We start from the raw sequence: 16,822 nt of genomic DNA on the forward strand, positions 1-16,822 counted from the left end.
GTCAAAGGAAAGAGGAGGAAGAAACATGAAAAAAGTAATCAAGTGGGGCGCGTTTCTCGTCATCGGGTTCATCATTCTCTCAGCATTACTAAACAGCGAAGAACCAAAAACAGCGGAGCCGGAAACGACCGTGGAAGGGAAGGAAGAAAAAGAAACAACGAAACCAAAGGCGGTTGCAAAGCCGGCCGTAAAAAAAGTGATTCCGAAGGTGGGCGATCAAGTGAACGTCGGCAAATTGACCTATACCGTCAATGACGTCAAACAGGTCGCGACTCTCAGTAACGCATTAGGTGAAAAAAAGACGTCGGGTCAATTTCTCGTCGTTGACGTGACGATTTTGAATCGGGACAAGGAAGAACGGTTCGTCGACAGCGAAATGTTTAAAGTCAAAGTCGGCGATACCGAATATTCAGCAGATGCAGAACTCGGTTCTTATGCGAACGAAGGCGGACTCGGATTTTTCCTGGAGACGATCAATCCGAATATCGAAAAACAAGGAAAGATTGTATTCGAGCTACCGAAGAATGCAAAAGGATACGTGCTCGAAGTCTCATCCGGTTTCGGCTGGGCCGGTGGAGAGTCGAAACAAATTAAGTTATGACACAAGGTACAATAGACAAAGTGCGATCGGGAGATCAAGCGTCTTTTTTCGTTGCTTTCCTCGGGCGAGGCGCAAGCCGTTGCTCCTTGATCCTAACGGACAATGAGCAGGGTCTTGCCTGCCTCTGAAAGTGCGTTAAAAACGCACTTTTCCCCGCAGGAGTCAACGAAACGCGACGCTTTTAGATAATACCGTGAAAGAAATCCAGTCATGCAGACGGTTTAGGGCGAAATCCGTCTCGCATCGCTTTGAAGACGAGGCGAGACAGGGAAGCGCGACCGGATTGTCTCTGGTTATCGTATGTTCACGCTTCATAAGAGTTTGTCTACACGCTGAAACTCCCTTCCGATGTGGAAGGGAGTTTTTTTGTTGATCAAGTGATATCTGACAAAAGCGACAACCTGTTCAGTGGGAAACAGACGTTGAGCGGAGGAGACGGTCGAGTAACATAAGTGTCTCCGGCTGATCCTGTAATGTCGTCTGCAAAAAGGAGCGTTCTTGTTCGAGTAACGCAGCATAGCGACGCCCAGCTTCTTGATGTGTCGCCGGAACGAGAACGTCATAAACGGCTTCGAACGGGACACGCTGGTCGTCCGGTAAGTAATCTGGAATCGTCTTCAGTCCGAGTTGGGCCCGTTCCGGCAGATGGTGGTGCAACAGGACTTTGGCGAACTTCGTCAACGCACTGCGTAACATTTCGACCGCCCATAAGCCGTTGCCGCGTGCGGCGGCTTTTTGATACTGAAAGTAAAACCAAACGGCGTCAATCGCCTCGTCTTCGAATTCCTGCTGCGACAGGGTCAGAGAACTCTCTTCGATAAACGGGGCTAACTGATTTTTTGGATCATATAGGACGCGGATGGCATCTTTTTGATTTAACGAAGCAACCGTGACGGTAAATAAGTCGACATGTAACAGATCATCGTAGACGGCAATCATTTGCGGGGCGACGATGAACAGATCATCGTGCCAAATGACGGGCCGATACGCTTCGAGGTGCGCCAGGCGGCGCGGTAAGAATTCCGAAACGGTTTCTTCCGCGACGAGACAGTAGAGGTCGAGATCGGAATGGAAATCTTCTTCCCCCCGACCGAACGAGCCTTTCAAAAAAATCGCTTCGACGGTCGGATCCTGTTTGAGCCGGTCTGTAAGTTGTTCGATGGCATATAGCTGGTGCATAAGTAAGTCACTCCTTCAAGCAGTCTATTTCTTCAGTATACGTGAAATAAGGGAGATTATTCCATTGTCATTTTTTACTGATTGCTTAAATCGCGTGAGGAAAGAAAAAACAACTACACAAAAAAGGGCTGGCTCAAAAGCCATCCCTTTGGATCATCAGCCGTTTCAAATACTTAGTGCAAAGAAGCTGCCTTCTGTTCTTGTTCTTTTTGTTCCATATGTGCGGCATGCTGTTCGCCCCAATGGTTCATCGCATGGAGGATTGGCATGAGTGTCCGCCCGTAATCCGTTAAGGAGTATTCGACACGGGGTGGAACGACTTGGTAGATTTCACGGTGTACGATATCGTTTAGCTCAAGTTCACGCAGTTGTGCCGTCAACATCTTTTGGGTGATGTTCGGTAGATGTCGTTTTAATTCACTGAAGCGGAGTGTCCCGTGCGTGATGAGCTCAAGCAAAATCGATGGTTTCCATTTCCCCGTCAAAATCTCGAGTGCAGTCTCGACGCGACAGATGGGTGTCTCTTGCATCATCGTTCCTCCTTCGTAGTATCTTTTTAGAAACTATACCACTTTTTTGTACCTACTTCCGTTCCCGCTGCTTCCGGGGGATAATGAACCTAGAAAGTGAACGTACAGGAGGAATAACCATATGACAATCCATTCAGAGATTACGCTCGGACCGGTCAGCTTACGGATTACGGATTTAGAACAATCGATTTCATTTTACCGCGATTTACTCGGACTAACGGTACTCGAACAGACAGGGAACACAGCGACACTCGGTGCAAAAACAACACCACTCGTCCTGTTGGAAGAACGGGTGGACGCGCGACGTCTTCCACCTAACTCGGTCGCAGGACTGTATCATTTCGCGATTTTATTGCCAAGCCGAAAAGAACTTGGGTTCGTCATCCGCAACTTGATTGCAAATGACGTTGATCTTGGTCAAGGCGACCATCTCGTCAGTGAAGCGTTTTATTTATCCGATCCGGACGGGAACGGGATTGAGATTTATGCCGATCGTCCGCGGGAGACGTGGTCCTATGAGGCGAACGGGGACGTCAAGATGACGACAGACTCCGTCGATTGGCAAAGCATGCTCATTGAAGCAGGCGAAGAAGACTGGCACGGGATGCCGGCAGATACGGTCATGGGACACGTGCATTTCCATGTCAAATCACTTGAAGCCGGGCGGAAGTTTTATGTCGAGACGCTTGGTTTTGAAGTAGCAGCGGATGCGTCACGGATGAAAGCCTTGTTCGTTGCAGCTAACGGTTATCACCACCATATCGGAATGAACCTCTGGGCAGGACCGGACGCACCAAAGACACCGGCTGATGCCGTCGGACTAAGTTATTGGACATTGGTCTACCCGGACAAATCCGTGTTAGAAGAAGCAGTTGCGGCAATCGATGCTTCGCTCTACCAAGTAGAGCTGACGGAAGACGCGGTGTACATCACGGATGATGCCGGCATTACGGCACGACTGGTTACGAAATAATGAAAAATGGACCTTCTCATTGGAGAGGGTCCATTTTGTCAGTTAATTTTGTCCGGATAAAGCAGACGGGGCATTGCCATCATAACGACTGACAAGTTCATATGGTCGGACGGTATAGAGGGCATGCGGCAAATAAACGGGATTCATCGCATCGAGGGCGCGGATTTGGAAATGCTCCCGTTTGATATAGGTGTCGACATTCTCACGCGTGACTGGGAAGAAGCCGACGTCCGTCGTCTCGCCTTCTTGTGCTTGTAATTCACCGCTGACGTACGTCCCGCGGAAGGCGACGCAGATGATATGACTTGATATATTTTGGTAGATGCCGGTAATGCCGTCGATCGCGACGTCAACACCGGTTTCTTCTTTGACTTCACGTTTAACGGCGTCAAGAATCGATTCATTGTTTTCAACTTGTCCACCCGGTAACTCATACGTGTCGCCACGCTGAAGGTTGCGGACAAGCAAGACTTCACCAGCATCGTTCGTTATATAGGCGGTGACACTGACGATTGCACGGGGTGGCGTATAGACACCTGTCGCCGTCATGAAGTCTTCCGTCGATTTGATGTAGAGGTTTTTCCCGAGGCGGGCGCGTTTCTTCATCGCTTCTCGGCGTAAGGCGCTGTTGCGGACATCACGGTCGACTTGCTCATAATGCTCGCGATCGCGATATTCCCAAATGGCAATGACTTCATCTTCCGATTCCGTCACCCAGCGGCCGACAAGACGGGCACCATGACTGATTTGTAGGGGAAAGAGATAGGTGTGAAAGAACTCGGTAAATTCCTGTAGTCGTTCCGGGCGAATCGTATAGGTCTTCCGGCGATGTAACATGAAAATTCCTCCTCTATCGTACAAGCAGATATACGTTCAGGTTCTTTACTACACTTCTCTTCGTGTAAGCGGATTCCCTTCTTTTTCAAATGAATCAAGATAACTAAAAAAACGACTTCACGGGGAGCAAAGTCGTTTCAGCCTCTAAGCAAAATCTCGTTCTTTTTTGTTATCAAGGAGTGATGGATGGCGTTTGATGGCATGGCTCATTTTGGCGATTGCACCGTCACCTGTGACGTTTGCTGCTGTACCGAAGCGGTCTTGTGCGCTATCAACGTACAAAAATTAAAATTAAAATGTTTTCGGTTCAAAATACTTTGTTCGACAAAGAGCACTCAAAATCAAAAAAATCGGGCATACTGTCTGTATAGAGAAAAAAGGAAGTGATGAACTAATGGATATCATGGCACTCGTCCGACTGGCGGGCGGCATCATGTTTACTCCGCTATCGGATGATGTTTTGATGATGGGATATACAGCGTTACGAATCAAAGAAGGTGTGCATCCTGTTCTCATCTGGCTGGCCGCGTGGCCGGTATTTTTTATTTCCTTTGCCTGGTTTTATTTATTAGCACGTTTCTTCCGCGAAATTCCCTTCATCAAAAAATTCATGAAAGTTAAATTTTTGACGCGCGCCGAAGACATTCTGGATCGCCGTGGTCTTTGGGCGATTGGGCTGTCCTTCTTTTTACCGGGCGTGCGCCATCCGATTCATTATGTCGCGGGATTACTCGCGTATCCGCTTCCGCGTTACCTAGGGATGACCTTTTTAGCTGCCGGGTTATACACCGGCCTTTGGACATTCATCATCGTCCGCATTGGTCAGGCGGTCACGTGGTCGGAGTTATGGGAATGGATCATGACAAACCCGAGCATGATTTTTATCATCCTTGCCGTCGTGTTGATTATTGCTGTTGCCTCCATCGTGCATGCGAGACGGCGACACCAACTGGAGAAAGAAGCGGTTGCTGAGTGACTAAGAGCACGGTTAGCAAGCTTAAAATGATCATAAAAAAAGACACGTTCGCCGAAGCGGAACGCGTCTTTCGTTTGAATGAAGTTGATGAAGTGAACTTACGCGTTTTGACGTTTGCGTGCAACGACGATTCCAGCTGCACCAAGTGCAAGACCGAAGAGTGCGAGTGCACCTGTTGTTGCATTGTTGTTTGTGTCGCTCATGCCGCCGTTACCTGTGTTCGGCATTGAACCTGGCGTACCGTCCATGAATTTCTCAGGTGATTGTTTGACGATTGCTTCACCGAGGTTTTCCCCGACACCGTACATGTAAGCATATGACTCACGGAACGTGTCGACTGAACCTTTGTAGTCGCCTTCTGTATACTGCATGAACGTGTCTTGGACATACGTTTCATGGCCAGCGACGGCTTCTTGTGCTGCTTTTGTCGGAAGGTTTTCTTCCGTTGCTGCTCCGAGGAACGCGCCGAAGTCGTTCGTGAACATTTTGAGCATGTCTTGTGCGTCACCCATCATTTTTTTATCATCGTTGATGGCTGCTGTGACGAGGTTCGCTTGTGCTTCGATGTGGTTTTTCGTCCAGACTTGCTCGAACTGATCCGCACCGGCTTGACCGTAGATTGATTTAATCGCGGCTTTGAAGTCAGCTGTGTGCATGTCTTCCGCCCAGTTCGCTGCATCGTAGTCTTTCGCTTGATCGACGCCTGCTGTCATGCTGATGTTCGCAAGAGCGACGTGTTCAGCAGCGAGGCTGTTGAGTGTTGACCGGAGGTCAGCGGCTTTTGTATCAGCTTTCGAGTTATCGAACTTCTCAGGCATCTGTGTTGTGATAGCGACTGAGAGAGCTTTCGAGATGTCATACATGCGGCTGTAGCCTTCACGGAACGTGTTGTACGATCCTTCATAGTCGCCTGCTGCATACTCTTGGAATGTTTTATAGACGTCCGCTTCGTGGGCACGGAGGACTTCTTCAGCAGCGGCTTTCGGGAGTTTACCTTCTGTCGCTGTGTCGAGGAAGCTCGAGAGATCCTGGACGAACTCTTCTGTCTCGGCTTTTGAAGCATTGATGCCTTCTTGGTCATCCGCTTTGACGGCTTTGACGAGGTCCGTTGTGTATTTGTTGTGATCGACGAAGATTTTTTCGAATTGTTTTGCACCTTCGTCGCCATAGACTGAAGCGATTGCCGGTGTCATGTCGAGTGCGTTCTGTTTGAGTGCTGCTTCATAATACTCAGCGTCTTTCGAACCATCATATTGTTTTTTCATGTCCATGACGGCAAGCACGAAGTGCTCAGAAAGCAATTGGTCGAGTGTCGCACGAAGGTCTGCTGCTTTCGTTTTGACCGTGACGTTTTTTGCTTTGTCCTCATGCATCATGTCGTCTGAACCGCCTGACGCGAATGCTGCCGTTCCTGGTAAGACGAGTGCTGCTGCCATTGCTGATGCTGCGAATTTTTTAGTGTGTTTCATCTGTAATCATCCTTTCAAATTTGGGTTTTATTTTAACCAAGCTGGTAATTCGTTTCCTCATCGTTCTGAACAGCTTACGCACCGGGATTTCGTTTGGATTTAAAAAGTTTTAAAAAGTTGAAGAAAATCTGAAATGTAATGTTGATGCGTATTTGTTCCTGTCTTGCTTGCCGTTCTGTGTAGCTTACGCACATGTAAGGGAATTGGATTTAAAAAATATGAAAAAAATTAAAAATCATTTAGTGAACTTGTAGAAAAAGTAAGTAATTTCATATAAAAGCTATGAAATAACTGTGGAGAACTAACTCATAAACTCACTTAATTAATACGCAGACATCTCACTGAATCGGCAAAAAATCGCCACAGTAGCAACGTTTTGTCGGTTGTGTAACCGCTTATACTTATCTTGTGTTCACAGGGTGGACATATTTTTAGGGGATTGAGGGGGGAACTATCATGGCAGAACGGAATCAAACTTCGAAACAACAGCGAAGTTGGTACCAGTCGATGTGGCGGTGGCACTTTTATGCAGGTATTATTTTTGCACCTATTTTTATCATCCTTGCCGTCACAGGTTCGATTTACTTATTTAAACCACAAATTGAGGACAGGCTTTACAAGGAAATGGTCTTTACGGAACAGTCAGGAGAACGTGTCTCGTTAGAAAAACAAGTGCAGGCCGTGACAGAGAAATATCCGGATGCAACGGTTTCGTCGATCGGACAATTTGAAGAAGCCGATCGGACAACACGAATCGGTGCGATGTTCGGGGAAGAATCCGGCTTCGTCTATGTCGATCCCTACACAGCAGAAGTAACGGGAAAACGTATGGGTGAGGGGCCACTCGGATTCATCAAAACCGTTCATGGCGAGTTGTTTGCCGGGAAGATCGGAAATTTGCTTGTCGAGCTCGCAGCAAGTTGGGCCATCATTTTACTGATTACCGGTACATATCTGTTTTGGCCACGCGGCGACCGGGGCAGTTTCAAACGTGTGTTTTTTCCTTCTTTTAAAAAGAAAGAGGGATCCCGTAATCTTTGGAAGGGACTTCATGGTTCCGTTGCAATCTGGTCGACGCTCGGACTTGTCCTCATCATTGGTTCCGGACTTGCTTGGTCGGGAGTAGCCGGGGAATGGATCAATACGATTGCGACAAAAACGAATTCGAACTTCCCACAATATGCGTTCGGACCTGATGAGACGTTGACGTCACAAATCGTCACGAAAGACATTGCGACGGACATACCGTGGGCGACACAAAATGACGTCGTCCCGACTTCCGGACCAGCGAAGCCGATTACGTTGAGCGTATCGGAAGCGAATGCCGAGGCGAAACAACTAGGGATTGTCAAACCGTATCAAATCACGCTGCCACAAGGGGAGCAAGGTGTCTATACGATTTCATCCTTACATAGTAATCCGATGAAAGAGAAAACGATGCATATCGATCAATATTCGGGGACGGTGTTATCGAGCGTCACGTTTGCAGATTATGGACTACTCGCAAAAATGATTTCGATGGGAATCGGTTTCCACGAAGGAAAACTATTCGGCTTATTAAATCAGTTGGTTGGATTGGCACTTTGTCTAGGATTGATTTTCATCGTGGTGAGTTCATTTGTTTTATGGTGGAAACGTCGTAACGGAGCAGGAAAGTTAACTGCCCCTAAACGTGCCGTCGACCAACGTGTCAAAAAGATTGTAGCCGGATTGATTTTATTGATCAGCTTGACGATGCCGCTTGCTGCCTTGTCGGTCATTACAATCATCGTGCTCGACTTGTTGATTTTCGGTCGTCTTCATAACAAAAGTAAGGGGGTAGCCGCATGAAACGACTATGCATGACGGGAGCGTTGGTCGGCAGTGTCCTGTTACTCGCCGGATGCCAGTTCGAAACAAAAGCAGCACCACCGATGATGAAAGTCGGACTGTACGCACCGGAAAAGATTGGGGCAGATACGAATACGACTGTTGCGGTCGAGATTGAAAATCCGCAGGACATTGATGTCGTCCACGTGCAAGTCACACCGATTGGAAGCGATGAAACGCAGACGTTTGAAACGGAAAAGCGAGACGGTCACTACGTGAGCAGCATCCCGTTTAAAAAATCAGGCGTCTACGTTGTCAACGGGATGGTCCATGTCGGTGAAAAAGTCTATACACCGAAGTCGCTCGTTCAGGTGGGCGATGTTTCAGAGACAGAGCTTGAGCAGGCACAAGACATGTATCGGTCGCAAGCACCCGCGACGCACGAAGGGCATGGTGGACATCATCATTAAGAAATGAGGCTGGGACATAACTCAGCTTTATAAATGAGAAGGCCCTCGAAACGTTTTTCGTTTCGAGGGCCTTCTTCTTATGATGAAAAACATATTTTAAGTAAACAAATAAGGACTGCCTCTGATAAAGTTAAAGTGACGAAACAATTCATCATCGGTGAGCTGTCGAAAGCGGATCTCAAATTGTTGCAAGATGGAGCCAAACCCTCTAGCGGTAATGAAGGACATCATCATTAAAATTGAAAAACACCTTTCCTGCTCAAAATCAGGAAAGGTGTTTTTGGGTTTGAGCGACGAAGGACAAAATTTAAAACTATTTGGGGACACCTTACGTACTCTAAATGTAGCTAAAAAAATGAAGTCTAAAATGGAACTTAAGAAAGGAGGAGGACCGTTGAAACAACGCATCGGTATAGTGATAATGCTTGTCCTGGTCGGTTTTACGTTCCAGGTGACACTAGTCGGCGCAACGGAACTGCAGGCAGAGCATCTGCTGACGGATCCATTGACGTCGAGCGAAGTCATCCCGGTCGAAGATCGTGAAGTCGAGCCAGGTATCATCCCGCGTATCTTACCGTGGGTCGTCAGTAGTTTGTTACTCAGTGCCTTCGTGACGTTTCTCCTCCTGCGTCGTAAGCCAAAACGGCAATAAAAAATGACCCACTTTTTCCGACATTTCAGACGGAATGAGCGGGTCATTTTTTTTGAGCTTGCGGCACAACATATCGCTTCCGCCAACAGTTTCGAGTAAGGCCGGGGAGGGACAGATGGTAAAGAATAACAGCGGTCACGGCGAACGCACGTAAGCCGTCAAGGCCTGGCATGTATGTAGTCGGGCGGTTCAATGATTTCATAAGTAGACAAACTCCTTTAATGCTGTGCCTAAAGAATTACATTCCCTAGTGTATCGAATTCCAATTCGTAAGGAGTGTCGAAGCAGTAACAACCGGAGTTAAGAATTGCTTAAGAAACATCATGCGATGGAGTGCAGAAACATCACGGATACTATTCTTATCAGATGAAAATGAAAAGGATGTGACGTGAAAATGGATTGGATGGCTTTTGTTCGGTTAGCGGGTGGCATCATGTTTACTCCGTTATCGGATGACGTATTGATGATGGGACACACGCTACTCGGGGTGATAGAAGGAACGCATCCTCTGAAGATATGGTTGATGACCTGGCCGGTATTCGTGATCGCCTTTACGTGGTTTTACCTGATCGCCCGATTTTTCCGGGAAGTTCCGTTCGTGAAAAAAATCATGAAGTCGCGTTTCCTCGCTCAAGCCGAAACGATTTTGGAGCGACGTGGGGGATGGGCGATCGGACTATCGTTCTTTTTACCGGGTGTCCGGCATCCGATTCATTACGTCGCAGGATTACTGAACTATCCGCTTGGCCGTTATGTCGCGATTAATGTTGTGGCGGCTGGCGTGTATACAGGCGTTTGGACGTTTCTCATCGTCCGGATCGGGAAAGTAGTGACGTGGTCGTTTGTTATGAATCGCGTAACGGAGAATCCGATGCTTCTCGGGCTTGGTGTAATTGGGGGTATTGCGGTTCTCGGTTTTCTCGTTTGGCAACAAAAGCGGGGACGTTCCCTGACGATGCAAGTGACTGGGACACCGCATACTAGATGAACTGCAGGACTGAATCTAAAAGGAGTCACGCGCATGCTTTACTCAGGCGATCAAGAAAACCCGCTTCCCTGTGCGGACAGGAAGGCGGGTTTTGTTTGTTTCTGACAGGACAGCATCTGGTGCATGGCGCGCTTCTGTCTGTGTAAAAGTGAACTCCGGTATCCTCATTTTAATGAATCGGGAACTGGAGTGTGACGATGAAGCGACCGTCCTGCGAATCAAGACGGAACGTGCCGGAATGGCGGGCGACGATTTGTTTTACAATCGACAGTCCGATTCCTGAGCCGCCGTTCGAGCGGGACACGTCTGAGTTGACGAAGGGTGTTTCGAACGCCTCTAACTGGTCCGTCGTCAACGCGTGGTCAATCGCATTGGAGCAGGAAAACAACATATGGTCCGGCTGGCGGACGATGTGAAACAGCAGTTGTCCGGTTCCATGCAGTTCTGCATTACGGATCAAATTTTCGATCAATCGGACGATCAGTTGAGGATCGACCTGTAATACGAGTTGTTCCGGTCCCTCGTAACGGTAAGATGTATCCGGATGTTGGCTCGCGACCTGGTGGAGCAAGGTCACGAAGTCAACCGGTTCGAGATGGACCGGGTATTCTTTGTTTGAGAGCTTGGCTAATGCGAATAGCTCGTCAATCCGTGCTGCGAGCGTTTCCGATTGACGGCTCACGATCGATAAAAATTCTGCCCGTTCGGAATCAGACAACGTCTGATTGTGTTCCGACAGCCACTGGATGAATCCTTGGATTGACGTGAGTGGTGTCCGTAAGTCGTGCGAGAGGCTCGTGATTAAATGGATTTGTTGCGTGAACCGTTCCTGCTCCCGTTTTCGAAGGAGCATTAATTCGTCACCGACCGTGTCAATCGACTGGGCGAAAGCCCTGAATTCACGGGGACCGGCCAGCGGTTCAGGGGCGGTTTCCGGGACTGTCGTCGTCAGTCGTTTTAGACGGAGTTCGAGTTGTTTGAACAAATGGGCAATCCAACGTGTCAGCAAAAGGATGAACACGATGAATAAGATCAACTGGACCACAAAAAACATCACTGGATTTCCGACTTGATACTCATTGAGTCGCGGTTTGACCGTTTCAAGGGAAAGAAAATAACCCGGTGTCTCGTCGCCGACGTCGACGGCCGTCATGTAATGGAGTGTCCGGACCTCCGGGCGGTCGCCCGGTTCCCGTTCCGTCAACGTTTGTACGTCTAAGAGACGGCTCGGTGTCATCGACTGCGGAAAGTCAGGCGATGCTGTGAGTAGCCGTCCATCTGCGCGATAAATCGCCCACTCATAGTCGCCGGTCGGTTGTGCACCGGATTCATAACGTTTAATGTCTTGTCCGACGCGCTGGGCGATATCCTGTTCGGTCGGATAGTAGTAGCGGGGGACAGTTTTCGCTCCGAGCGGAATCTGACTGGCGATGAGCCAGGCGAGCGTCGTGCTGAGCACTGCGGCTAAAATCAGCATGATCGTCATCCAAACAGTTAATTTAAACCGTCTCATGGCTCGACCTTGTAGCCGACACCCCAAACCGTCTGCAGGTGCCGCGGTTGTTTGGGCGAATCCTCTACTTTCTCACGGAGTTTATGCATCAGGACCATCACGGCATTAGTCGCAGAACCGAGCGCCTCTTCTTGCCAAATCCGTTCATAAAGTTCTTCGGCAGGAAAAACACGTTTTGGGTGCGTCAACAAAAGTGCAAACACATCAAATTCCCGACGCGTCAAAGCGAGCGGGGTATGGTGCTTGAGGATAAGCCGTTCGTCTGCGCGCAACGTAAACGGTCCGACTTGAAGTGCGCTCGCAGCGACCGGTGGATGATACTGCTGGACCCGTCTCAACATGGCTTTAATCCGTGCCAACACTTCGAGTGGATTAAACGGTTTACCGATGTAATCATCTGCCCCAAACGTCAGACCCTGAATTTTATCAAGATCTTCTTGTTTGGCAGTCAACATCAAGACGGGAAATGTGTGTCCTGCCTGACGGACGGCTTGAACCGTCGAAAAGCCATCCCGTTTTGGCATCATGACATCGAGTAACATCAAGTCAATCGGATGTGCTTCGACATACTGAAGTGCTTCCTCACCATTGCTTGCTTCAAGTAATTCATAGCCGTCATTTTGCAGGTAAAGCCGCAACAACTGCCGGATATCGGCTTCATCATCGACGATTAAGATGGTAGGCATGTTTTTCCTCCTTTTGGACACCTTCAAAGACATAGGCAGGCGGCAGATTCTGAAACGTAAACGAATAACTGTGCTCAGAAAAGTAACGGCGGAACGTCTTAAAATGAAGGCGGGTATATTGGAAGGCGATGAAATGACCGCCCGGTTGAAGTAAATTATGAAACGTTTGCAACAGCTGGTCGCGAAGGTTTTGTGAAAAAGATGCGAACGGCAAACCACTGACGACCACATCGACACGACCGAGCCAAGCGGGTGGAAAGTCCGTGATGTCCCCGATAAAGAGCTGGACGTTCGTTTCCTCTTTAAGCAAAGCCTGGAGTGTTTTCCCGAGCGTCGGATTACGTTCGCAAATCCAAAGTGTCGTCTCCGGACGCCGTGCGTTGAGCAAGGCTTTTGTGATAGCACCGTCTCCCGCGCCGACTTCGAGAATCACATCAGGATGATCGGCGACGGCACGTTGCGCCATCATCTGGGCCAAGCGGGCACTGCTTGGGGCAATCGCCCCGATGGATTGCGGCGAATGGACAGCCGCTTTTAAAAAATCAAACATCGGAAACCTACTTTCTTCTTGAGTATATCATCGATGATAGACGCAGTATCTTTCAGAAGACGCCGTAGAATTCTTAAGAATTTCTTAATTAAAAAATCCATGCCTGATTTTCGGCGACATCGCGACGAAAGAACTCGGTATACTGTAGAAAAGAAGGAGGCGATCGTATGGAGGACCATCAAACAGAAGAGTATTATGCGGCACTCGTCCGCCGGGATGCGACCTATGAAGGACGGTTCTTCGTCGGCGTCAAGACGACGGGCATCTTTTGCCGTCCGTCCTGTCCGGCCCGGAAACCGAAACAGGAGAATTGTGAATTTTACAAGACGGCGAAAGAAGCCTTACTCGCTTCGTATCGCCCGTGTCTCCGCTGTAAACCGTTGTCGTATCCGGGTGCGAGTGACGTCATCACGCGTCTTGTCGCAGCAGTCGAAGCGACACCGGAAAAACGGTTTAAGGAGGGGGACTTCCGGGAGCTTGGACTTGATGCGTCAACGGCACGGCGCCAATTTAAAAAACGCTTCGGCATGACGTTCGTCGAATATGCCCGCTCCCGTCGGATGGGACTGGCGATGAAAGAGATCCGGACCGGGAAACCGGTCATCGAGGCCCAGCTCGCGAGCGGCTACGAATCGAGCAGCGGCTTTCGGGATGCGTTCGCAAAAATCATGGGTGCGACACCAAAACGCTGGGACGGGACCTATCTGCAGGCGAAATGGCTTGATACGCCACTCGGTCCGATGCTCGCGATTGCAGACGACACAGCGCTCCATTTGCTTGAGTTCGTCGATCGCCGGGGGCTGGAACGAGAAATCGAACGGCTTCGTCTTGCCGCACGTGCCGTCATCGTCCCGGGTGAATCGATTATCTTTGAGCAAATCAAACAGGAGCTGGCCGACTATTTTGAGGGGAAACTGAATCAGTTCGCGACGCCGCGCAAACTGTACGGGACACCCTTCCAGCGTCTCGTTTGGGCCGAGTTGGAGCGCATTCCATCCGGGGAGACGATTTCCTATCAAGAACTTGCCATCCGGATCGGTAATCCACTCGCCGTCCGTGCCGTCGCCCGGGCGAACGGTGCCAATCAATTGGCACTCGTCATCCCGTGTCACCGCGTCATTCGGACAAATGGCGACCTAGGCGGATATGCCGGCGGGCTCGCCCGGAAAGCGACGTTACTCGAAACCGAACGACGAAAGGACTGGATGCTACATGGCACTCATTAAAGATGTTTTTTCAGACGACTGGCTCGACCGTCTGAGTCGGGCGTTTGACGCGCCCCAGTTGCAACAGGATTTTAAACAAGGCGACTGGGAGGAACTGGCGTTCAAACAACGGGTCCGGCGGATTTCGGCGTCGCTCGGACCGTATTTGCCGAGTGAATTTGATGGGGCGGCGACGACACTCGAACGGCTTGCGCCGGACTTCACGGGACTCGCCGGCATCGTGTTTCCTGACTACATCGAACACGCGGGCGATGACTGGGACCGGGCGTTACTGGCGCTCGAACGGTTGACACCGTTCTCGACGTCGGAGTTCGCCGTCCGCCGTTTTTTGCTGGAGGATCAAGACCGGTTTTTACAGCAGGCACGTGTTTGGAGCATGTCGGACGATGAACACGTTCGGCGCCTAGCATCGGAAGGGACACGACCACGGCTACCATGGGGGCAGGCCATCCCGGCGTTGATTGCCGATCCGCGTCCCGTCCTGCCGCTGCTCGACGCGTTAGCGGCGGACCACTCGCTGTACGTCCGGAAGAGTGTCGCCAATCACTTAAATGACATCACGAAGACCCATCCGGAACTTGTAATCGAACGACTCAATCAGCTCGGAAACAATCCGCAGACGGACTGGGTGTTACGTCATGCTTCGCGGACGTTGCTGAAACAAGGACACCCGGACGTCCTGCAGGCATTTGGTCTCGTGACACGCGGGACGGTCACGGTCGATGATTTGACGGTGACACCGTCGCTGCCGATCGGAGGTGAGCTGACGTTTACGTTTGCGCTGACGACAACAGAAGCGCAAGTCCTTCGTATTGAATATGCGATCGATTATGTCAAACAGCGAAAAACAAGTCGGAAAGTCTTCCGAATCAGTGAACGGCTCGTCCGTGAGCGGGAGACATTCACGAAGAGGCAATCGTTTCGCAACTTGACGACACGTGTCCACTATCCGGGGACGCATCACGTGACGATCTTAATCAATGGGCAAGCGTACAAAACAGCAACGTTTGAAGTGACAGGGGAGGAATGAAGATGAACGGACGCCATCCGGACTTTACGACGTCCCGCCTGTTCGTCCGGGCGACCGATACGCGGGACGGATGTGACTGGGTCTTACAAGAACGGCGCAGTAAACGGACCGTCGCGACGATTTACTACCGGGAGCGGGAACTGACCTATCAGGCAGACGATGTCTCGGACAGGGACGGGTATTTGCACGAAGCGTTGACGGTCATCACGGCCTATTTAGCGCGGACGCTGTTGTTACCGTCCGTCACGGGTCGCGGCGGGGAAGCCGCTGTCTGGGAGAAAAGTGGATTTAAGAGAACGGATGACGGATTTTCGTTAGCCTTGACGCACTAAACGAAAAAGAGGACAACGCCTACCGCGGATTGCGGCGCGCGTTGTCCTCTTTTAAGGTTCCGAGATGCCGTTCGCGAGCAAGAGAAGAGAGACCCATACAACGAGTGGGAGCAGCAACATCAGATTGGCGAGCAGGCTAAAGGTCTTGATGACGGTATTTTTCGACCGGAGCGCGATCAGGAGTGAGATCACATAGCCGACGCCGACGAGCGAATATAGACTGATCGGCACCCAAAGGCTCATGTTCGGGAACGTCCGTCCGTTCAGTCCGAAAAATAACAGGAGGCTGACGATCAAGAGAATGAACGTCAGGACAAGTGAACGGTATTCCTTCGGTTGTGACGTCAAGCGGCATTCTCCTCCCTATTTTTGACCGACGGGGAGATCAGACCAGCCGAAGTGGGCGCAGATCGCTTCGGCACTCTCTGCGGCAGAGCGTCCTTCCGTATCCAGGCGCAGGTAGTTCGGATACGGCAGTTCTCCTGGCAAGGAGGACGTCCGGTAGCCGTCTGCCGTCTCGAGCAGGTCGTTTTCGGAAGCGGCGAGATCACGTTTCGTAAACTTATGGGTGAGGCGGTTTTCCGTCGTATTCCGTGCTAGACGAGTCGCGACGGATGCTTCGAGTTCGACGATATAGACGTCGGCACCCGCCTCTTCAAACAATGCGACCGTTTCCTCAATGAACTCAATCCCTCCGCCCTCGACCCCGAACAGGCAGAGGAACGTGAAGAGGACGCCTTCGAGATCACTGACCGCCATCTCCTTGAACATCTCCCGGCGGATTAAGTCTTTCAGTCTGTGATGGGCGGGCTTTGAAAAGTCGAAATAGGGCAACAGCAAATCGATTGTCTGGTGGTTATGAAACAACTTCATCCCGGTCAACCGTTCGAGTTCCTGACCGATCGTCATCTTTCCGACCGCCTGCGGACCGAGCAATAAAACAAATTTCATCAAAAGACCCCGTTTCCTTTTTTTGTTAGATTACCACACCCGTTCAGCGC

General features: G+C 50.1%; 19 protein-coding genes. 10 read left to right on the forward strand and 9 right to left on the reverse strand.

Going from position 1 to position 16,822, the window contains the following annotated elements; translation table 11 throughout:
* The first annotated feature begins 25 nt into the window (after nt 1-25).
* Nucleotides 26-601 (forward strand): DUF4352 domain-containing protein, encoded by a 576-nt coding sequence (locus P403_RS0109575; protein WP_051667340.1) that lies wholly within the window; start codon nt 26-28, stop codon nt 599-601.
* Nucleotides 602-1,006: 405 nt separating this feature from the next.
* On the opposite strand, the gene P403_RS0109580 is transcribed toward P403_RS0109575, so the two are convergent.
* Nucleotides 1,007-1,780: a nucleotidyltransferase domain-containing protein gene (locus tag P403_RS0109580; RefSeq protein ID WP_029332420.1), complete on the reverse strand. Its 774-nt coding sequence runs from the start codon at nt 1,778-1,780 to the stop codon at nt 1,007-1,009.
* Between the two features lie 173 nt (nt 1,781-1,953).
* Nucleotides 1,954-2,310, reverse strand: coding sequence for a winged helix-turn-helix transcriptional regulator (locus tag P403_RS0109585; protein ID WP_034801119.1), 357 nt, complete (start codon nt 2,308-2,310; stop codon nt 1,954-1,956).
* Nucleotides 2,311-2,431: 121 nt separating this feature from the next.
* Here P403_RS0109585 and P403_RS0109590 point away from each other — a divergent pair, with 121 nt between their 5' ends.
* On the forward strand, nt 2,432-3,283 hold the full coding sequence (locus P403_RS0109590) for a VOC family protein (protein WP_029332422.1): 852 nt from the start codon (nt 2,432-2,434) through the stop codon (nt 3,281-3,283).
* Between the two features lie 42 nt (nt 3,284-3,325).
* On the opposite strand, the gene P403_RS0109595 is transcribed toward P403_RS0109590, so the two are convergent.
* Nucleotides 3,326-4,120, reverse strand: coding sequence for an NUDIX domain-containing protein (locus P403_RS0109595; RefSeq protein WP_029332423.1), 795 nt, complete (start codon nt 4,118-4,120; stop codon nt 3,326-3,328).
* A 394-nt stretch (nt 4,121-4,514) separates the two neighbouring features.
* Here P403_RS0109595 and P403_RS0109600 point away from each other — a divergent pair, with 394 nt between their 5' ends.
* Nucleotides 4,515-5,096, forward strand: coding sequence for a DedA family protein (locus tag P403_RS0109600; protein WP_029332424.1), 582 nt, complete (start codon nt 4,515-4,517; stop codon nt 5,094-5,096).
* A 98-nt stretch (nt 5,097-5,194) separates the two neighbouring features.
* Here the strand turns inward: P403_RS0109600 and P403_RS0109605 are convergent, their stop codons facing one another.
* A complete protein-coding gene (locus P403_RS0109605; protein ID WP_029332425.1) occupies nt 5,195-6,565 on the reverse strand; it encodes a hypothetical protein in 1,371 nt (456 codons plus the stop codon).
* 456 nt (nt 6,566-7,021) lie between these two features.
* Here P403_RS0109605 and P403_RS0109610 point away from each other — a divergent pair, with 456 nt between their 5' ends.
* The 4 genes from P403_RS0109610 to P403_RS0109625 all read left to right on the forward strand — a co-directional run bounded on the left by P403_RS0109610 (nt 7,022) and on the right by P403_RS0109625 (nt 10,484).
* Nucleotides 7,022-8,395, forward strand: a complete 1,374-nt coding sequence (locus P403_RS0109610; protein WP_029332426.1) for a PepSY-associated TM helix domain-containing protein — start codon at nt 7,022-7,024, stop codon at nt 8,393-8,395.
* A complete protein-coding gene (locus P403_RS0109615) occupies nt 8,392-8,844 on the forward strand; it encodes a hypothetical protein (protein WP_029332427.1) in 453 nt (150 codons plus the stop codon). Before P403_RS0109610 ends, P403_RS0109615 begins: the two co-directional genes overlap by 4 nt.
* A 394-nt stretch (nt 8,845-9,238) precedes the next feature.
* Complete coding sequence (locus P403_RS0109620) at nt 9,239-9,496, forward strand: hypothetical protein (RefSeq protein ID WP_152638914.1); 258 nt, start codon at nt 9,239-9,241, stop codon at nt 9,494-9,496.
* A gap of 394 nt (nt 9,497-9,890) precedes the next feature.
* Nucleotides 9,891-10,484 (forward strand): DedA family protein, encoded by a 594-nt coding sequence (locus P403_RS0109625; protein WP_051667344.1) that lies wholly within the window; start codon nt 9,891-9,893, stop codon nt 10,482-10,484.
* A 169-nt stretch (nt 10,485-10,653) separates the two neighbouring features.
* On the opposite strand, the gene P403_RS0109630 is transcribed toward P403_RS0109625, so the two are convergent.
* From P403_RS0109630 to P403_RS0109640, 3 genes are read right to left on the reverse strand one after another with little or no spacing between them, the layout of a single operon-like run.
* Complete coding sequence (locus tag P403_RS0109630; RefSeq protein ID WP_029332430.1) at nt 10,654-11,997, reverse strand: sensor histidine kinase; 1,344 nt, start codon at nt 11,995-11,997, stop codon at nt 10,654-10,656.
* The gene (locus P403_RS0109635) at nt 11,994-12,683 is read right to left on the reverse strand and encodes a response regulator transcription factor (protein WP_029332431.1); all 690 of its coding nucleotides are present in this window, start codon (nt 12,681-12,683) and stop codon (nt 11,994-11,996) included. The genes P403_RS0109630 and P403_RS0109635 overlap by 4 nt, the downstream gene beginning before the upstream one ends.
* The gene (locus P403_RS0109640) at nt 12,658-13,233 is read right to left on the reverse strand and encodes a class I SAM-dependent methyltransferase (RefSeq protein ID WP_029332432.1); all 576 of its coding nucleotides are present in this window, start codon (nt 13,231-13,233) and stop codon (nt 12,658-12,660) included. Before P403_RS0109640 ends, P403_RS0109635 begins: the two co-directional genes overlap by 26 nt.
* A gap of 167 nt (nt 13,234-13,400) precedes the next feature.
* Between P403_RS0109640 and P403_RS0109645 the strand changes: the two genes are divergently transcribed.
* From P403_RS0109645 to P403_RS0109655, 3 genes are read left to right on the forward strand one after another with little or no spacing between them, the layout of a single operon-like run.
* Entirely contained in the window at nt 13,401-14,459 is a 1,059-nt protein-coding gene (locus P403_RS0109645; RefSeq protein WP_029332433.1) for a bifunctional transcriptional activator/DNA repair enzyme AdaA, read from the forward strand.
* The gene (locus P403_RS0109650) at nt 14,446-15,489 is read left to right on the forward strand and encodes a DNA alkylation repair protein (protein WP_029332434.1); all 1,044 of its coding nucleotides are present in this window, start codon (nt 14,446-14,448) and stop codon (nt 15,487-15,489) included. Before P403_RS0109645 ends, P403_RS0109650 begins: the two co-directional genes overlap by 14 nt.
* 2 nt (nt 15,490-15,491) lie before the next feature.
* Entirely contained in the window at nt 15,492-15,821 is a 330-nt protein-coding gene (locus P403_RS0109655) for a hypothetical protein (protein ID WP_051667346.1), read from the forward strand.
* 51 nt (nt 15,822-15,872) lie between these two features.
* Here the strand turns inward: P403_RS0109655 and P403_RS0109660 are convergent, their stop codons facing one another.
* Together P403_RS0109660 and P403_RS0109665 are read right to left on the reverse strand one after the other, a co-directional pair.
* Nucleotides 15,873-16,169, reverse strand: a complete 297-nt coding sequence (locus tag P403_RS0109660; protein ID WP_029332436.1) for a hypothetical protein — start codon at nt 16,167-16,169, stop codon at nt 15,873-15,875.
* 15 nt (nt 16,170-16,184) lie between these two features.
* Nucleotides 16,185-16,772: a DEAD/DEAH box helicase family protein gene (locus P403_RS0109665; RefSeq protein ID WP_029332437.1), complete on the reverse strand. Its 588-nt coding sequence runs from the start codon at nt 16,770-16,772 to the stop codon at nt 16,185-16,187.
* Nucleotides 16,773-16,822 lie beyond the last annotated feature (50 nt).

It is taken from the genome of Exiguobacterium oxidotolerans JCM 12280, assembly GCF_000702625.1.
Taxonomy (GTDB): domain Bacteria; phylum Bacillota; class Bacilli; order Exiguobacteriales; family Exiguobacteriaceae; genus Exiguobacterium_A; species Exiguobacterium_A oxidotolerans.

What these genes read in the sequence shown, in the direction of transcription:
- P403_RS0109575 (WP_051667340.1), top strand. Translation starts at nt 26, where the DNA reads ATGAAAAAAGTAATCAAGTGGGGCGCGTTTCTCGTCATCGGGTTCATC.
- P403_RS0109580 (WP_029332420.1), bottom strand. Translation starts at nt 1,780, where the DNA reads ATGCACCAGCTATATGCCATCGAACAACTTACAGACCGGCTCAAACAG.
- P403_RS0109585 (WP_034801119.1), bottom strand. Translation starts at nt 2,310, where the DNA reads ATGCAAGAGACACCCATCTGTCGCGTCGAGACTGCACTCGAGATTTTG.
- P403_RS0109590 (WP_029332422.1), top strand. Translation starts at nt 2,432, where the DNA reads ATGACAATCCATTCAGAGATTACGCTCGGACCGGTCAGCTTACGGATT.
- P403_RS0109595 (WP_029332423.1), bottom strand. Translation starts at nt 4,120, where the DNA reads ATGTTACATCGCCGGAAGACCTATACGATTCGCCCGGAACGACTACAG.
- P403_RS0109600 (WP_029332424.1), top strand. Translation starts at nt 4,515, where the DNA reads ATGGATATCATGGCACTCGTCCGACTGGCGGGCGGCATCATGTTTACT.
- P403_RS0109605 (WP_029332425.1), bottom strand. Translation starts at nt 6,565, where the DNA reads ATGAAACACACTAAAAAATTCGCAGCATCAGCAATGGCAGCAGCACTC.
- P403_RS0109610 (WP_029332426.1), top strand. Translation starts at nt 7,022, where the DNA reads ATGGCAGAACGGAATCAAACTTCGAAACAACAGCGAAGTTGGTACCAG.
- P403_RS0109615 (WP_029332427.1), top strand. Translation starts at nt 8,392, where the DNA reads ATGAAACGACTATGCATGACGGGAGCGTTGGTCGGCAGTGTCCTGTTA.
- P403_RS0109625 (WP_051667344.1), top strand. Translation starts at nt 9,891, where the DNA reads ATGGATTGGATGGCTTTTGTTCGGTTAGCGGGTGGCATCATGTTTACT.
- P403_RS0109630 (WP_029332430.1), bottom strand. Translation starts at nt 11,997, where the DNA reads ATGAGACGGTTTAAATTAACTGTTTGGATGACGATCATGCTGATTTTA.
- P403_RS0109635 (WP_029332431.1), bottom strand. Translation starts at nt 12,683, where the DNA reads ATGCCTACCATCTTAATCGTCGATGATGAAGCCGATATCCGGCAGTTG.
- P403_RS0109640 (WP_029332432.1), bottom strand. Translation starts at nt 13,233, where the DNA reads ATGTTTGATTTTTTAAAAGCGGCTGTCCATTCGCCGCAATCCATCGGG.
- P403_RS0109645 (WP_029332433.1), top strand. Translation starts at nt 13,401, where the DNA reads ATGGAGGACCATCAAACAGAAGAGTATTATGCGGCACTCGTCCGCCGG.
- P403_RS0109650 (WP_029332434.1), top strand. Translation starts at nt 14,446, where the DNA reads ATGGCACTCATTAAAGATGTTTTTTCAGACGACTGGCTCGACCGTCTG.
- P403_RS0109655 (WP_051667346.1), top strand. Translation starts at nt 15,492, where the DNA reads ATGAACGGACGCCATCCGGACTTTACGACGTCCCGCCTGTTCGTCCGG.
- P403_RS0109665 (WP_029332437.1), bottom strand. Translation starts at nt 16,772, where the DNA reads ATGAAATTTGTTTTATTGCTCGGTCCGCAGGCGGTCGGAAAGATGACG.